The organism is Actinoplanes sp. CA-142083, assembly GCF_050942195.1.
Taxonomy (GTDB): domain Bacteria; phylum Actinomycetota; class Actinomycetes; order Mycobacteriales; family Micromonosporaceae; genus Actinoplanes.
This window is the reverse complement of the sequence record NZ_CP192076.1, coordinates 6,901,847-6,916,863: the sequence shown is the minus strand read 5'-3', so window position 1 is coordinate 6,916,863 and position 15,017 is coordinate 6,901,847. Positions and strand designations below refer to the sequence as shown.

General features: G+C 71.9%; 13 protein-coding genes. 8 read left to right on the top strand and 5 right to left on the bottom strand.

Annotated features, from left to right (window positions below):
• The first annotated feature begins 5 nt into the window (after nt 1-5).
• Entirely contained in the window at nt 6-1,433 is a 1,428-nt protein-coding gene (locus ACQPZX_RS31860) for an NAD-dependent succinate-semialdehyde dehydrogenase (RefSeq protein WP_433363296.1), read from the top strand.
• 129 nt (nt 1,434-1,562) lie between these two features.
• Here ACQPZX_RS31860 and ACQPZX_RS31855 read toward each other — a convergent pair whose 3' ends face one another.
• The 4 genes from ACQPZX_RS31855 to ACQPZX_RS31840 are packed head-to-tail and all read right to left on the bottom strand — an operon-like array spanning nt 1,563 to nt 5,281.
• Nucleotides 1,563-3,707 (bottom strand): molybdopterin cofactor-binding domain-containing protein, encoded by a 2,145-nt coding sequence (locus ACQPZX_RS31855; RefSeq protein ID WP_433363294.1) that lies wholly within the window; start codon nt 3,705-3,707, stop codon nt 1,563-1,565.
• Nucleotides 3,700-4,146, bottom strand: coding sequence for a (2Fe-2S)-binding protein (locus ACQPZX_RS31850; protein ID WP_433363291.1), 447 nt, complete (start codon nt 4,144-4,146; stop codon nt 3,700-3,702). The genes ACQPZX_RS31855 and ACQPZX_RS31850 overlap by 8 nt, the downstream gene beginning before the upstream one ends.
• Nucleotides 4,146-4,790 carry a GntR family transcriptional regulator gene (locus tag ACQPZX_RS31845; protein WP_433363289.1) on the bottom strand — a complete coding sequence of 215 codons (645 nt, stop codon included), beginning with the start codon at nt 4,788-4,790 and terminating at the stop codon, nt 4,146-4,148. The genes ACQPZX_RS31850 and ACQPZX_RS31845 overlap by 1 nt, the downstream gene beginning before the upstream one ends.
• Nucleotides 4,787-5,281: a VOC family protein gene (locus tag ACQPZX_RS31840; RefSeq protein WP_433363286.1), complete on the bottom strand. Its 495-nt coding sequence runs from the start codon at nt 5,279-5,281 to the stop codon at nt 4,787-4,789. Before ACQPZX_RS31840 ends, ACQPZX_RS31845 begins: the two co-directional genes overlap by 4 nt.
• A gap of 122 nt (nt 5,282-5,403) precedes the next feature.
• On the opposite strand from ACQPZX_RS31840, the gene ACQPZX_RS31835 reads away from it, so the two are divergent.
• The 3 genes from ACQPZX_RS31835 to ACQPZX_RS31825 are packed head-to-tail and all read left to right on the top strand — an operon-like array spanning nt 5,404 to nt 10,228.
• Complete coding sequence (locus ACQPZX_RS31835) at nt 5,404-7,572, top strand: alpha-ketoacid dehydrogenase subunit alpha/beta (protein WP_433363283.1); 2,169 nt, start codon at nt 5,404-5,406, stop codon at nt 7,570-7,572.
• 1 nt (nt 7,573) lies between these two features.
• Entirely contained in the window at nt 7,574-9,082 is a 1,509-nt protein-coding gene (locus tag ACQPZX_RS31830; RefSeq protein ID WP_433363280.1) for a 2-oxo acid dehydrogenase subunit E2, read from the top strand.
• Between the two features lie 12 nt (nt 9,083-9,094).
• Nucleotides 9,095-10,228 carry an alpha/beta hydrolase family protein gene (locus tag ACQPZX_RS31825; RefSeq protein WP_433363277.1) on the top strand — a complete coding sequence of 378 codons (1,134 nt, stop codon included), beginning with the start codon at nt 9,095-9,097 and terminating at the stop codon, nt 10,226-10,228.
• Nucleotides 10,229-10,667: 439 nt separating this feature from the next.
• On the opposite strand, the gene ACQPZX_RS31820 is transcribed toward ACQPZX_RS31825, so the two are convergent.
• Entirely contained in the window at nt 10,668-10,850 is a 183-nt protein-coding gene (locus ACQPZX_RS31820) for an antitoxin (protein WP_433385512.1), read from the bottom strand.
• A gap of 151 nt (nt 10,851-11,001) precedes the next feature.
• Here ACQPZX_RS31820 and ACQPZX_RS31815 point away from each other — a divergent pair, with 151 nt between their 5' ends.
• The 4 genes from ACQPZX_RS31815 to ACQPZX_RS31800 all read left to right on the top strand — a co-directional run bounded on the left by ACQPZX_RS31815 (nt 11,002) and on the right by ACQPZX_RS31800 (nt 15,014).
• The gene (locus ACQPZX_RS31815; RefSeq protein ID WP_433363274.1) at nt 11,002-12,018 is read left to right on the top strand and encodes an SPASM domain-containing protein; all 1,017 of its coding nucleotides are present in this window, start codon (nt 11,002-11,004) and stop codon (nt 12,016-12,018) included.
• A 38-nt stretch (nt 12,019-12,056) separates the two neighbouring features.
• Complete coding sequence (locus tag ACQPZX_RS31810; protein ID WP_433363271.1) at nt 12,057-12,905, top strand: Rieske 2Fe-2S domain-containing protein; 849 nt, start codon at nt 12,057-12,059, stop codon at nt 12,903-12,905.
• A gap of 133 nt (nt 12,906-13,038) precedes the next feature.
• Nucleotides 13,039-13,938 carry a PfkB family carbohydrate kinase gene (locus tag ACQPZX_RS31805; protein ID WP_433363268.1) on the top strand — a complete coding sequence of 300 codons (900 nt, stop codon included), beginning with the start codon at nt 13,039-13,041 and terminating at the stop codon, nt 13,936-13,938.
• Nucleotides 13,939-14,129: 191 nt separating this feature from the next.
• Nucleotides 14,130-15,014: a glycosyltransferase family 2 protein gene (locus ACQPZX_RS31800; protein WP_433363265.1), complete on the top strand. Its 885-nt coding sequence runs from the start codon at nt 14,130-14,132 to the stop codon at nt 15,012-15,014.
• Nucleotides 15,015-15,017: the final 3 nt, after the last annotated feature.

The following is a 15,017-nucleotide window of genomic DNA, read 5'->3' as shown; positions in this document are numbered from 1 at the left end:
GTTTTGTGGACACGGATCTCTTCATCGGGGGCAAGTGGCTCCCGTCCTCGGCCGGCGATCGTTTCGACGTGCTCGACCCCGCGACCGGCACGGTGATCGCCTCGGTGGCGGACGGCACGACGGCCGACGCCCTAGCGGCCGTCGAGGCCGCGTCTTCCGCCGCCGCCGCGTGGGCTGCGACACCACCACGCGTACGGGCGGAGCACCTGCGCCGCGCGTTCGAGTTGATGACCGCGCGCGCGTCGTCGCTGGCCCAGCTGATCAGCCTGGAGAACGGGAAGGCTCTCGCTGACGCCCAGGGCGAGGTGGCTTACGCCGCCGAGTTCTTCCGGTGGTACGCCGAGGAGGCGGTGCGCGCCTTCGGCTCGGTCGCGACGGCTCCCTCGGGCGCCAACCGCATCCTGGTGGTGCGCCAGCCGGTGGGCGTCTGCGTTCTGGTCACGCCCTGGAACTTCCCCGCCGCCATGGCCACCCGCAAGATCGCACCCGCCCTGGCCGCCGGCTGCACCGTGATCCTCAAGCCGGCCTCCGACACCCCCTTGACAGCCCTCGCGATGGCCGCCCTGCTGGCCGAGGCCGGCATCCCGCCCGGCGTGGTAAACGTGCTGCCGTCCCGAAGCTCGGGCCGCGTGGTCTCCGCGATGCTGCACGACCCGCGGGTACGCAAGGTCTCCTTCACCGGTTCCACCGAGGTGGGCCGCCTGTTGCTGGCCGAGGCGGCCGACAACGTCGTGAACACCTCGATGGAACTGGGCGGCAACGCGCCTTTCCTGGTCTTCGCCGACGCCGACCTCCCCGCAGCCGTCGAAGGCGCCATGATCGCCAAAATGCGCAACGGCGGCGAGGCTTGCACGGCGGCCAACCGCTTCTACGTAGAGGCCCCGGTAGCCGCCGAGTTCGCCCGCCTCTTGTCGGCCCGCATGGCGTCGCTGGTGGTCGGCCCCGGCACCGACCCCGCCACCCAGGTGGGCCCGTTGGTCAACCCCGAGGCGGTCGACAAGGTGGACTCGCTGGTCCGCTCGGCCCTCTCCGCGGGCGCCGTAGCCACCACAGGCGGCTCCCGCCTTTCGGGGGCCGGCTGCTACTACCCGCCCACGGTCCTCACCAACGTCCCACCCGACGCCAGCATTCTCCGCGAGGAGATCTTCGGCCCCGTGGCCCCGATAGTCACCTTCACCGCCGAGGAGGAGGTGATCCGCCTCGCCAACGACACCGAATACGGGCTGGTCGCCTACGTCTACACCAGCGACTTGGCGCGTGGTTTGCGGGTGAGCGAGGCTTTGGAGGCGGGGATGGTCGGCCTGAACCGCGGCTTGGTAAGCGACCCGGCAGCCCCGTTCGGCGGTGTGAAACAGAGCGGGATCGGTCGGGAAGGCGGTCATGAGGGCCTGCTCGACTACACCGAGTCCAAGTACATAGCCGTCACCTGGTAGCCGGCGCCGCGCCGGGCTTGCCCGCGCGGCGTTCCGGCTTGCCGCCACCGCGTTCGTGCTTGCCCACGCCGGCGCTCGCACCGCTCATAGGGCCGTGTCTTGCCTTGCCCTGGGCGGGCGGCAGGCAGGTCAGCTGTCCCGCTCTATGGCTGCGACCACCGCCTCTCGTGTCAGCGGCAGGTCGCGCACCCGGACGCCTACTGCCGCCGCGAGCGCGTTGCCGATCGCGGCGGCGGTCGGGCCCTGGGCGGCCTCGCCGGCACCCAGCGACTTCTCGTTCTCCTCGCCGCCGACCAGCGTGACGTCGACCCGCGGCACCTGGGAGAACCGCAGGATCGGGTAGGTCTCCCACGTGTCGCTGGTGACCCGCCTGCGGTCGAAACGGACCCGCTCGGTCAGCGTCCAGCTGGCCGACTGCACGGCGCCGCCCTCGATCTGGTTGCGAACGCCGTCCGGGTTGACCACCCGGCCCACGTCGATCGCCACGTACAGCCGGCGAACCCGGACGTCAGCCTCCGCTTCTACCTCCGCGACCACCGCACAGTAGGCGCCGGTGCCCTTGTACCGCGCATAGCCCAGACCGAACCCGTGCCCCTCGGGCGGTGGTTGTCTCCAGCCGGCCGCTTCGGCGGCCGCGATGAGGACGCGCCGCCCGCGCGGGTCGCTGAGGTGCTCCAGCCGGAACTCCAACGGATCCCGCCCGGCTGCCTCGGCCAGCTCGTCCATGGCCGACTCGATGGCAAAGACATTGAGGAACGCCCCCAGCGCCCGCATCGACGAGCTGCGGATCGGTGACCGGAGCAGCCGATGCCCGACAACCCGTCGGCGCGGCAGGTCGTACCCGGGCAGCGCGTTGCGCATGCTGCCGTACCCGTTGGCAGCCGGGGGATCCACCGCCGCCGGATACTCGGCCGCGTGCCCGAGGACGGTCGCCGCTAGCAACCCGGGAACACCGGCATACCCCGGCCGTGCCATGTGGCCCTGGCTGAAGACGTCATAGTGCCACGACGAGATCGCCCCGTCCGCCGACAGCGTGGCAGCCACGTCGGCCGTCATCGCCGACCCGAACGGCGCCCACGACAGCTCGTCCTGCCGGCTCCACAGCACCTGCACCGGGCGCCCCGGCACGGCCCGGGCGAGCAGCACAGCGTCGAAGGCCGCATCGTCGGCGGCATTGTGTCCGTAGCATCCCGCGTTCTCGACGTGCTCGACCCGCACGGCGTCCGCCTCCAGGCCGAGCGCGGCCGCGATCGCCCGGCCGAGCGGATGGACGCCCTGACTGTGCGACCACACCTCCAGCCGGCCGTCGTCGTGCCAGAGCGCCACGCCGCAGCTGGGTGCCATCGACGCGTGCGCCACGAAGGGACGGCTGTAGGTCGCCCGGACAACTCGCTCGCTAACCGCTTCGACGTGATCGTCCCGGCTGTCAGCCGCGCTCGCGCCTCTTTGCCGGCTGCCGCCTGTCTCAGCACCGCTGCCCCGCGCGCCGGTTGTGCCGTCTTTGTCACCGCCCGGTGGCGCTGCGCCGTCGTCGACGACCGTGATGGTCTCGTGCGGGCCCGCTCGCAGGAACTTGTCGAGGTCCTCCTCGTCGGGAAGCGAGTCATGCTCGTCCCAGCGCGTGCCCTGCCGCAGGACCTCCGCGCCTCGCACCACAGTCGCCTCGTCCGGTCCTACCAGGCCGAGGAAGGAACCATCTCGCACGAGGGTGAGCCCGTCGGGCACCGCGGCGGTCACCTCGACGAGGCGTGCGCCGCGCGAGGGTGGACGCACGACCCGCCCGTACAGCTGGCCGGGCAGGCGCAGATCCTGGATGTAGCGCGGCCGCCCGAACACCTTGTCCGGCAGGTCGAGCCGCTCGACGCTTCGGCCGACCAGCCCTGCCTCCGACCGCAGCGGCACGTCGGGGTCGGCCGGGACTTCGAGGTCGACGGCGGCGGCAAACCGGGCATAGGAGAAGTCGTCGCCGCCCGCCGCTCGGGCGAAGCGCATCCGGACATTCGCCGCCGCGACCCGCAGTGCGGCACCCGAATCCATGACGGACAGGCTGCCGGCGGTGACACCCTCGTCGGGCCCGCCGGACCCGGCCGGCACCATGCGGACGGCCGCCAGGCCGACGCCGAGCTCGTCGGCGGCGATCTGTGCCAGCGCGGTCAGGATGCCCTGGCCCAGCTCGACCTTTCCGGCCCGCACGTCGATCCGGCCGTCGGAGTGCACGGTGATCCAGCGCGCGAGGATCGGGTTGGCGGCGAGGTTCTTCGGAAGCTCAGCCATTGTCCTCACCCGCCCGCACGACGGCCCGGACCATCCGCTGCTGCGCACCGCATCGGCACAGATGGCGGTCGAGCGCGGCGACCACCTCGGACTCGCCGGGATGAGGGTCGCGCTCCAGCAGCGCGGCCGCCGACATGATGATCCCGGTGACGCAGTAACCGCACTGCGCCGCCTGCTCATCGAGGAATGCCTGCTGGACGGGATGCGGCGTGATGCCCTCGACGGTCGTGACCGCCTTGCCCTCGACCGACCAGATCGGGGTGTCGCAGGACGGCACCGGGTGGCCGTCGACGTGGACGAAACAGGCGCCGCACAGTCCGAGCCCGCACCCGAAGCGCGCGCCCATCAGCCCCAGCTCGTTGCGCAGGACGTACAGAAGCGGCGTATCCGGATCGGCCGCGACGCGGTGCTCCACGCCATTCACCGTGAGCGTGATCATCAGTCTTCTCCGAAGACTTCGGGGTGCCGGCGGAGCTCGATGCGCGTCCGCCGGATGTGGCCGGCCAGGAAACGGCCCGAGTCCACCTCGTCGCGGCGCTCGATGGCGTCCAGCAGCAGGCGGTGCTCGGCGTTCACGACCCAGCGCCGGCTCGGTCCGGTGAGCTGCATGAACAGGCGGCGGTAGTACTGCGTCGAATTCCACAGGCGGGTGACCGTGGTGGTGAGCTGATCGATGCCGCAGGCGCTGTAGGTGCGCAGGTGGAACTCGCGGTCCAGGGCGAGAAACCCTTCCACGTCGACCCCGGCCTCGATCTCGTCCTGGATCTCCTCCATCCGCAGGAAGTCGCCAGGTGTCAGCATCGGCAGGCTCTCGGCGAGAGCTAGGGGCTCGAGCTGCTCGCGCATCTTGTACATCACGTCGACCTCGTGCATGGACAGCCAGGGCACCCGGGCGCCCTTGTTGGGCTCATGCTCCACGAGGCCCTCAGCGGCGAGCATCTGCAGCGCCTCGCGGACGGGGAGCCGGCTGGCGCCGAGCTGCTGGGCGATGTCCTCCTGCCGGACCCGCTCGCCGGGTGCTATCCGGCCGCCGAGGATGGCGCTGCGAAGGTGCTCGGCGACGCGTTGCGTGGCGACGGTCATGAGCTCTCGCCCCGGAAGTAGGCCCGGCCGTGCGGGTAGGACACCAGCTCGAATTGCATGCCCCATGGTGCCAGGAAGTAGACCCAGCGCTGGCCCTCGTGCGGGCCGCGGCTCGCCGTCGGGTCGCCGAGCACGGTGACGCCGTGGCTCCTCAGGTGGGCGACGGCGGCATCCAGGTCGTCGACGTAGAGCGCGATGTGGTGACCGCCGATGTCGCTGTTGCGCGGCGGCTCGGTGCGCCGGCCGGGCGCCTCGTACGAGAACACCTCCAGGATCGCCTGGCCGCCGAGCCGGAAGAACCGGTTTTCCGGGATCTTGGCGCGCGGGTGGACGTTGAGATGCTCCGCCATCCACATGCCCTCGTCGGCGAACGGGCCCAGAGAGTAGAGGTACTCGCAGCCGAGCACGTCGACGAGGAACGTCTGCGCCTCGTCGAGGTCGGGCACGGTGAAGCCGACGTGATCGAGCCGCTGCAGCCCTGGGAGCCCCATCGCTCACCTCCTTTTGGATCCAATTCACCCTATCGCCTCGCCGTAGCGCGAGGGAAGGACGATTTTCGGGCTGGTGAATGGATCCAATCGGTGGGAGGCTGTCCGGGACGAAGGAGGTCCCGATGGCGGAACACCGCGCTTTGCACCCCGGCGCCGCATGGACGGAGCTGGTCGTCACCGACGCCGATTGGGATGCGGCCGACCCCGAGCTGCTCGCCACGATGTTCCATCAGCTCACCCTGATCCGCGCCTTCGAGGAGCTCGTGCTCGAGCTCGCGGCCGCGGGCCTGGTCCACGGTCCCGCGCACTCCAGCATCGGGCAGGAGGGCGGCGCCGTCGGCTCCGTGCTGGCGCTCGCCCCCGGCGACCAGGTGAATGGCTCGCACCGTGGCCATCACCAGTTCCTCGCCAAGGCGTTGCAGCACGTCGCGCCCAAGGGTTTCGACCTGACCGCGGGGCTGTCCGAGGAGGTCCGCACGGTCCTGCTGCGCACGCTCGCCGAGATCTGCGGCCTCGCCCGCGGCTTCGGCCACGGCCGCGGCGGCTCCATGCACCTCCAGTGGATCGAGGCCGGCGCGATGGGCACCAATGCCATCGTCGGCGGCGGTGTCCCGCTGGCGGCCGGCTACGCCTGGGCCGCCCGGCAAGCCGGCACCGACGCGGTCGCGGTGACTTATTTCGGCGACGGCGCGGCAAATATCGGCTCGACGCTGGAGACCTTCAACCTCGCCGCGGCCTGGCGCCTGCCGGTCTGCTTCTTCCTGGAAAACAACCAGTACGCGGTGTCCACCAGCGTCGAGGAGGCTACGGGGGAGCAGCGCCTGTCCGCCCGCGGGCCGGGCTTCGGCATCGCCAGCTGGCGGGTCGACGGCATGGATCCGCTCGCGGTCCATCTCGCGATGAGCGAGGCGGCCGCGCACATGCGCGCCGGGCACGGTCCCACCCTCATCGAGGCCGACACCTATCGCTACTTCCACCAGAACGGCCCCTTCCCCGGCAGCTCCTTCCGCTACCGCTCGAAAGAGGAGGAGGCCGAGTGGCGCAGCCGTGATCCGATCGATCGCGTGGCCGGCCACCTGATCCGGCGTGGCCTGCTCACTGCTGAGGCCCGCGACGCCGCTGTGGCTGGTGCCAAGGAGGCGGTCGCGGCAGCCGGAGAGGTCCTCCTCGAGCCTGTCCCCGATGGGAAGCCCGGCGAGCGGCGGATCAGACCCGCGGAATGGCCCGACCCGGCCTTCGTCGATGTCGGGGTCCGAGGCGACCTCAGCGAATTCGACGGCGCCCGCATGGCCGACGAGAGCATCGCCGTGCGCGACACCAAGTTCATCGACGCCGTCGCCGAGGTCATGCGACGGCGCATGGAGGCCGACGACCGGATCGTCGTGCTCGGCGAGGACGTGCACCGCCTCAGCGGCGGGACGAACGGCGCCACCAAGGGCCTCAAAGACGCCTTCCCCGACCGGGTGCTTGGCACGCCGATCAGCGAGAACGCCTTCACCGGCCTGGCCGGCGGCGTCGCGCTCGACGGGCGGTTCCGGCCGGTCGTCGAGCTCATGTACGCCGACTTCATGTGGGTCGCCGCCGACCAGCTGTTCAACCAGATCGGCAAGGCCCGGCACATGTTCGGCGGCGATGGCCCGGTCCCGCTCGTGCTCCGCAGCAAGGTGGCGACCGGCACCGGGTACGGCTCCCAGCACTCGATGGACCCGGCCGGGGTGCTGGCCACCGCGCCGGGCTGGCGGATCGTCGCGCCGTCCACACCCTTCGACTACATCGGCCTGATGAACGCCGCGCTCCGCTGCGAAGACCCGGTCGTCGTGCTGGAACACGTCGACCTCTACAACAGCACGGGCCCCGGCCCGGTCGACGACTACGACTACTGCCTCCCGGTCGGCCGGGCCGCGCTCCGGCGTACGGGCTCGGCCGTCACGCTCGTGGCCTACCTTTCGATGGTCGCCGAGGCGTTGGCCGCGGCCGAGGAGACCGGCGTCGACGCCGAGGTGGTCGACCTGCGCTGGCTCGATCGGGCAAGCGTCGACTGGCAGACCCTGGGCGCCAGCATCCGCAAAACCAATCGCATCCTCATCGTCGAGCAGGGCCCGGTTGGCACCTCTTACGGCGGCTGGCTGGCCGACGAGATACAGCGCCGGTTCTTCGACTGGCTCGACGCGCCGATCCAGCGCGTCACCGGCGGCGTGGCTTCGCCGAGCATCAGCAAGGTATTGGAGCGCGCGGCGATCGCCCGGCGCGAGGAGATCGCCACCGCCCTCCGCCGCATCGGGGAGGCCTGAGATGGCGAGCCTGCTGAGGATGCCCGCGATCTCCGCCAACGTCGCGGAGGCCGTGCTCAACGAATGGCCGCTCGCGGAAAACACGGCCTTCGCCGCCGGCGACCCCCTCGCCACGGTCGAAACCGACAAGGCCGTCGTCGACGTCCCGGCCGAGGCTGACGGCGTCCTGATCCGCACCCTCGTCGAGCCCGGCAAGGCGGTCACGGTTGGCACGCCGATGGCCGTGCTCGCGGCCCCCGGCGAGACCATCGACGACGTCGACGCCCTGGTCGCCCAACTGCTCGGCACGAGCGTGGAGGGCGCAGCTCGGCCCGGCACGCCGGCAGCCACGCCGAGCAGCACGCCGACAGCCACGCCGAGCAGCACGCCGACAGCCAGGCCGAGCAGCACGCCGGCGGTCGGGCCGAGCAGCGCTTCGACAGCCGAGCCGAACGGCATGCCGGGCGGCGGGCCAAGCGGGGCCTCAGCGGTCGGGCCGGGCAGCGCGCCGTCAGTGGCGGCACCGACTAGCATGCCGGGCGCGGCGTCGGTTGCGTCGTCGGCCGCCGACGGGGCGGTCAGAGTGTTCGCCAGCCCGCTCGCGCGGCGCCTCGCCCGCGAGAACGCCCTACGCGTCGAGGACATCAACGGCACTGGCCCGGGCGGCCGCATTGTGCGCGACGACGTCCACCGAGCCATGGCTGATCGTGTCCACGTCCCGTCCTCGGGGCCCGAGGCGGAGATGGCGGGTTTTGCGCCTTCCGGGCCGGTGACCAGCCCAGAGGCTGTCGCCCCTTCCGCTCCTGCGATGGGTTCCGTGCCTGGTGTGACTTTGGCCGGGACGGGCGAGGCCGCCTTCGAGGTGATCCCGCATTCGCGGATGCGGCGGGCCATTGCCGCGCGGTTGTCCGCGAGCGCGCGCGAGACGCCCGTGTTCACGATCAGGGGGAGTGCGCGGGTCGGTGCTCTGCTCGCGCTTCGCGAGGAGCTCAACGCGGGGGGCGAGGTCAAGATCTCCGTGAACGACCTGGTGGTTGCGGCTGCCGCTCGTGCCCATGTCGCAGTGCCGGGCATGAATGTGGTGTGGACAGACGACGCCGTCCGCCAGTTCCGCCATGTCGATGTCTGCGTAGCGGTGGCCACCGATGGTGGCCTTGTCACGCCGGTGCTTCGCCGGGCCTCCGAACTCACGATCACGGCGCTCGCGCGGACGAGTGCTGATCTGGTCGCGCGGGCCCGCGCGGGCAGGCTGCGGCAGGACGAGCTGGAGGGCGGCACGATCACCGTGACGAACCTCGGCGTGTACGGCACCGAGGAGTTCAGCGCGGTGATCAACCCTCCGCAGGCGGCGATCCTGGCCGTCGGCGCCGCGCGGGAGGAGGCCGTCGTCATCGACGGTGCCGTGGCCGTGGCGACCGTGCTGCGGGTGACGCTCTCGGTGGATCACCGGCCGGTCGACGGCGCGCTTGCCGCCCGCTGGATGGCCCAGTTCCTCGGGCTTCTCGAAGCCCCCATACGCATTCTGGCCTGACGGAGGTTATTCATGCCCGACGCCGCCATCGAGACCGCTCTCGCCCACTGGGCGCCCCGGCTGATCCAGAACGGGGTCGACTACAACGACATGATGGCGACCATCGCCCGCACCGAGACCTGGGCCGATTGGCTGCCGCAGTGGAACAGAACCGCCGATGAGCAGGCGGCATTCGCGCGGGAGGCGGACGCGGGAGGGCACGGTCTCACCGCCGGCCAGGCATGGCGGCGGGCGTCGGTGAACCGGCATTTCGGGAAGTTCGTCTGGACGGTCGACCTCGAGCTGGCCGCCGAGGCCACCCGCGTGTCGGTCCGGGAGACGCTGGCGGCCCTGCAGCGCCTTGACCCTTCCGGAGAGCGGCTGGAGGTGCCGTTGCCTGAGGGCATCGTCTACGCGAATCTGCGTCGCCCGCCCGGCATCGATCTGCCGCCCTATGTGGTGCTGATCCCGGGGCTCGACTCGACGAAGGAGGAGTTCTTCTACTTCGAGCAGTCGTTCCTCGACCGGCGCATGGCCACCGTCTCCCTCGACGGGCCTGGGCAGGGCGAGGCCGGCCTCGCGCTGCCGATCCGGCACGACTACGAGGTCGCGGTTACGGCGCTGCTCGACCACGTGGCGGCTCGCACCGACCTTGACCACGACCGTATCGGGCTCGCCGGTGTCAGCCTCGGTGGCTACTACGCGCCTCGGGCCGCCGCCCACGAACCACGGGTGGCTGCTGTCGCGGGAATCAGCGGGCCGTTCCGGTTCGGCGACATGTGGGACGACCTGCCGCCGATGACGCGGCAAACGTTCGTCGTGAAGTCCGGCGCCCGCGACGAGGAGGAGGGGCGGCGGCTCGCCCTCACGCTCGATCTCACCGACCAGTGCCGGCGGATCAGTGTTCCGGCGCTGTATGTGACCGGCCGCCTCGATCGGCTCATCCCGTGGCAGCAGACCCAACGGCAGGCTGACGAGACGCCGAAGGGCACCTTCGTCTGCTTCCCGGAAGGCAACCACGGCGTCTCCAACTTGCCGTCCAAGGCCCGCCCGATGATCGCCGACTGGATGGCCGGCCACCTCGCCATGGCGCCGCAGCCGATGCTCGGCGCGAACGCTACGGCCACTGTCCCGGGGCCGCGGCGAGAATCGGCTCCGGCGTCATGATGCCGAGCGACCTCGGGGGTCTAAGCGGCGGGTGAGGCCGGGGCTGTCCCGGCGCCCCGGGACGGCGCGAGCTCCGGCCCCGGGACGGCGCGAGCTCCGGCGCCCCGGGCCGGCGCGAGGGCGCCCGTCCGGGCCGGCGCGAGAGTGCCCGCCCAGCGCGGGCGTCCGCGCAGGTCGGGCGTCCGCGCAGGTCGGCTGAGGGCAGCCCATCCAGGCCGGCGTGAGGGTACCCGCCCAGCGCGGGCGTCCGCGCAGGTCGGCGTGAGGGCGGCCCGCCCAGGCCGGCGTGAGGGCGCCCGCCCAGGCCGGCGTGAGGGCGCCCGCCCAGGCCGGCGTGAGGGCGCCCGCCCAGGGCGGGCGCCCACGTAGGTCGGCGTGAGGGCGTCTGCCCGCGCCGGCGCGAGGGTGCTGGCCCGGGCCGGCGTGAGAGTGCCGGCTCCTACCTGCGCTGGGTGTCGCCCTCGCCCGTGCGCTCCTGTGCCTCGTCGACTCCCTTGTCGATCTTGTCTGAGTACTTGTTGCCGGTGCGGTCGTCTACCTGGTCGCCGGCCTTCTCCAGGCCCTGGTCTACCTGCTCGTCGTGCTTGTCGGCGAAGTCCTTCGCCTCGTCCATGAAGCCCATCGGAAGCTCCTTCCACGGTGGTCCAGCCAGGTACGTGCCCGGCCCGATGACGACGAAACCAGCGTGGTGTCGACGCTGGACGACCACGAGCTCGAACCGGACGGGCACGCAGGCAGGTGTACCTGTGCGCTCGCGTGGTATTCGGCCCGGCATGGACCACGACAAGGCGCACGTTCTCGCTGCCGGAGCACCGCTTTGGGAAGCTGGTGGTGACCCGCCGCTGCCGGGTCACCTGCAGGTCGAGGTCACCTCGGCCTGCAACCTGCGCTGCACGATGTGCCTCGTCCGCTACCGGCCGCCGGTCAACAAGCTCGCCGGCGCCATGCGTCCCGAGCTGTTCCGCCGCCTCGTCGACGAGCTGCCGTTGCGCCAGCTGACCTTGCAGGGACTCGGCGAGCCGCTGCTGTCGCCGTACCTGCCGGAGATGATCGACATCGCGGTCGCGCGGGGCGTGCGGGTCGGGTTCAACTCCAACGCCACCCTGCTCAACCGGCGTCGCGCCGGTGACCTGGTCGCCTCCGGACTGAGCTGGCTGCACGTCTCGGTCGACGGGGCGACGCCGGCCGTCTACGAGGGGATCCGCGAGGGCGCCCGCTTCGACACGGTGATCGGCAACCTGGCGGGGCTGGTCGAGGCCAAGCGCGAGGCGTCGAGCGCGACCCCGTGGATCAGGGTGGTTTTCGTGGCGATGCGCGACAACGTCGCCGAACTTCCCGCGCTGACCCGGCTGCTCGCGGGCATCGGCGTGAACGAGTTGCGCGTACAGAATCTTTCGCACGACTTTGCCGACACCGACCCGGCCGGCGCGTACCAGGAGATCCGGCAGTTCACTGCCGAGCAGGCGCTCTGGGACGACGGCGGCGCGTTCGCCGAGGCGGCCGGGCAGGCGAAGGAACTCGACATCAAACTGCGTCTCCCGTCGAAGGCCGGGAACGGCGGCGGAAACTGCACCTGGCCGTGGGACGCGGCCTACGTGACCAGCGCGGGCCTGGTGCAGCCGTGCTGCATGGTGATGGGCGACGACCGGGTCGCGCTCGGCGATCTGAAACGGGAAAGTTTCGCCGACATCTGGCACGGCGAGGCGTACCGGGAGTTCCGCCGGCGCCTCGACAGCGCCGACCCGCCGGACGTGTGCCGGGGTTGCGCGCTCTACCGGCACACCTTCTGAGCCGTTTGGGCGGGCTTAGGGCGGGCAATCCGCCGTACATGCAGATGATGACCCGGCTGGAAGAGGCCCACGCGCTCGACCCCGTCAGCGACAAGCTGCAGGCGGCGGTGCAGGCCGTCGCGAAACCGCAGCGCCTGCGCGACGTGCTGCACGGCACCTGGCTCGGGCACCCGTTGCACCCCGTACTAGTGCAGTTGCCGGTGGGTTCGTTCGTCTCGGCGGCGATCCTCGACCTGCTGCCCGGCCGGAGCCGTTCCGCGACCGCCCTGATCGCGGCGGGCGTGGCCGGCGTGGCCCCGGCGGTGGCGGCGGGCTGGATCGACTGGTCGCAGCTGACCAAGGACCGGCGCCGTGTCGGCCTGGTGCACGCGACGACGAACGCGATCGCGGTGGGTCTCTACGCGACGTCGCTGGTCGCCCGCCTGCGCGGGCGGACCACCCGAGGCAAAGCTTTCAGCTTCGCCGGACTGACGGTGGCCGGTCTGGGCGCATATCTCGGGGGTCACCTTTCGTACGCCCAGAGCGCCGGCGTCAACCAGGCAGCGCCGGAGATCGTACGGGTCCCGGAGGAGTGGACCGAGGTGGCGTCGCTGGCCGACCTGCCCGACGGACGGCCGGTGGTGCGCAAGGCGGGGGAGGTGCCGATCCTCGTCTACCGGAACGGCGACCGGGTCTCCGCGATGATCGAGCGCTGCGGCCACGAGACCGGCCCGCTCGGCGAGGGCGAGATCACCGGCGAGGGCGCCGACGCGTGCGTGGTCTGCCCGTGGCACGGCAGCGCTTTCCGCCTGACCGACGGCGCCGTCATGCACGGCCCGGCCGCCAGCGCCCAGCCCATGCTGCGCACCCGAGTCCGCGACGGCCGAGTCGAGATCTCCCAGCCGTGACCGCCCAGCCCGAGCCGCCCAGTGGGCCCGCCCGGGCCGCGCTGCCCAGTGGGCCCGCCCGGGCCGCGCTGCCCAGTGGGCCCGCCCGGGCCGCGCTGCCGGGTGGGTGCGACCAGCCGGGAGCGTGGCGACCATGAGCGGGCGGGTTGTGGTTGTCGGGCAGTTGGCGCGTGACCTTGTGCTACGGGTCGAGCGGATGCCGGCCACCGGTGAGGCGGCCGACGCCGGGCTGCGCCGGGAGGTGCTCGGCGGCAAGGGCGCCAACCAGGCGGTTTCGCTCGCCCAGCTCGGCGCCACGGTCTCGCTGGTCGCGGTGGCCGGCGGCGACGACGTGGGGGACCGGCTGGTGGCGCAGGCCGCCCGGGACGGCATCGACGTGAGCGGCGTGGTCCGCCGCGACGGGGAGCCGACCGGGCTGATCGTGGAGGCGCTCGAGGCCGGCGGCGGCTGGCGCTACCTGCAGCATCTGCCGCCCGCGACCCTGCTCACGCCCACCGACATCGAGAAGGCGGGCTCCCTCTTCGCCGGGGCCGCGGCCGTTCTGGTGCAGCTTCAGCAGCCGCCTCGGGCCGCGCTTGCCGCCGCGCGCCGTGGCCGGGAGGCCGAAGCTCTCGTGGTTCTCGACGGCGTCCCGGCCGAGGAGGACCACGAGGAACTGCTGGCCGTCGCCGATGTGCTGCGCGCCGACGAGCAGGAAACTCACCTGCTGACCGGGGCGCCGCCGGACGACGAGGACCAGGTGCGGGCGGCGGCCGAGAAGGTGCTGAACGCCGGCCCGGGCCTGCTCGCGCTCGGGATGACCGGCGGCAACCTGTTCGTGTGGCGGGAGGGACACCTGTTCCTGCCGCTGGGCGACGCGCCGGTGGTCGACACGACCGGGGCCGGCGATGCGCTGACCGCCGCCCTGACGGTCGCCCTGCTGCGCGGCGACCAGCCGCCGGACGCCGCCCGCTACGCCGTCGCCGCCGCGGCCCTGACGGTCGGCCACCCCGGCGGCCGCCCCAACCTGAGGCGGCTCCGCGCGAAAGGCTGATACCGGCGCAGGTCAGCCGAGGCGTCCGGCGAGCGGCCGGCGGTCAGGCGGCGTCGCGTGAGAGGCCGGAGGTCAGGCGGCCGCACACAAAGGCAGGCGGCCGCACACAAAGGCAGGCGGCAGCGCACAAAGGCAGGCGGCAGCGCACAAAGGCCGGTGTCGTCCGCCGGGAAACGGGTAACCGCGCCGCCATGTCGACCACCGCCGCTGCGCGAGTCAATGATCAGGATCCCCCGCCGATCGAGACCGACGAGGTGACGATCGTCGTCGCCACTCGTAACCGTGCTGATCGGCTGGCCGAGACGGCGCCGCACCACCGGGCGCCGGTCATCGTGGTCGACAACGCGTCGGACGAACCCATCCGCATGCCCGGCGCCGAAGTGATCCGCCTTCGCCGCAACCTCGGGGCGGCCGCGCGCAACACCGGCGTCGCGCGGGCACGGACGCCGTTTGTCGCGTTCGCCGACGATGACTCGTACTGGGAAAATGGCGCACTCGCCCGCGCCGCCGCCCTCATGCGCGCCCACCCCCAGGTCGCGCTGCTGACCGCCGAGGTGCGCATCGGCGCCGAGGGTCGCCTCGATCCGATGTCGGCGGCGATGGCGGCCGCCCCGCTCGGCACCCCCAAAGGCGCTCCCGGCCCGGCCGTGCTCGGCTTTCTCTCCTGTGCCGTGGTGGTGCGGCGCGATGTCTTTCTCGCGGTGGGTGGATTTCAACCAAGACTTTTCGTGTACGGGGAGGAAGCCCTTCTCGCCATGGACCTCGCCGCCGCCGGTCACCTGCTGTCCTACGCGCCTTCCTTGCGGGTGCGGCACCTCCCCGAGCCGTCCGGCCGTGACCCGCGTGCCCGCCGCCGCATCGAGGCTCGCAACCGCCTGTTGACCGCCTTGTTGCGCCGCCCGCCCGCGACTGTGGCCCGCACCGCCCTGCATACCGGCCCGCATGCGCTCGCCGGCACCCTTCGCCACCTGCCCTGGGCGCTGCGGCACCGCCGCCAGGTTCCACCGTCGGTGGAGGAGTCGTTGCGTTTGGTCGCCGGTGCGGTGGGCACCACAAGAGCAGAAGCAAGGAGGTGAACA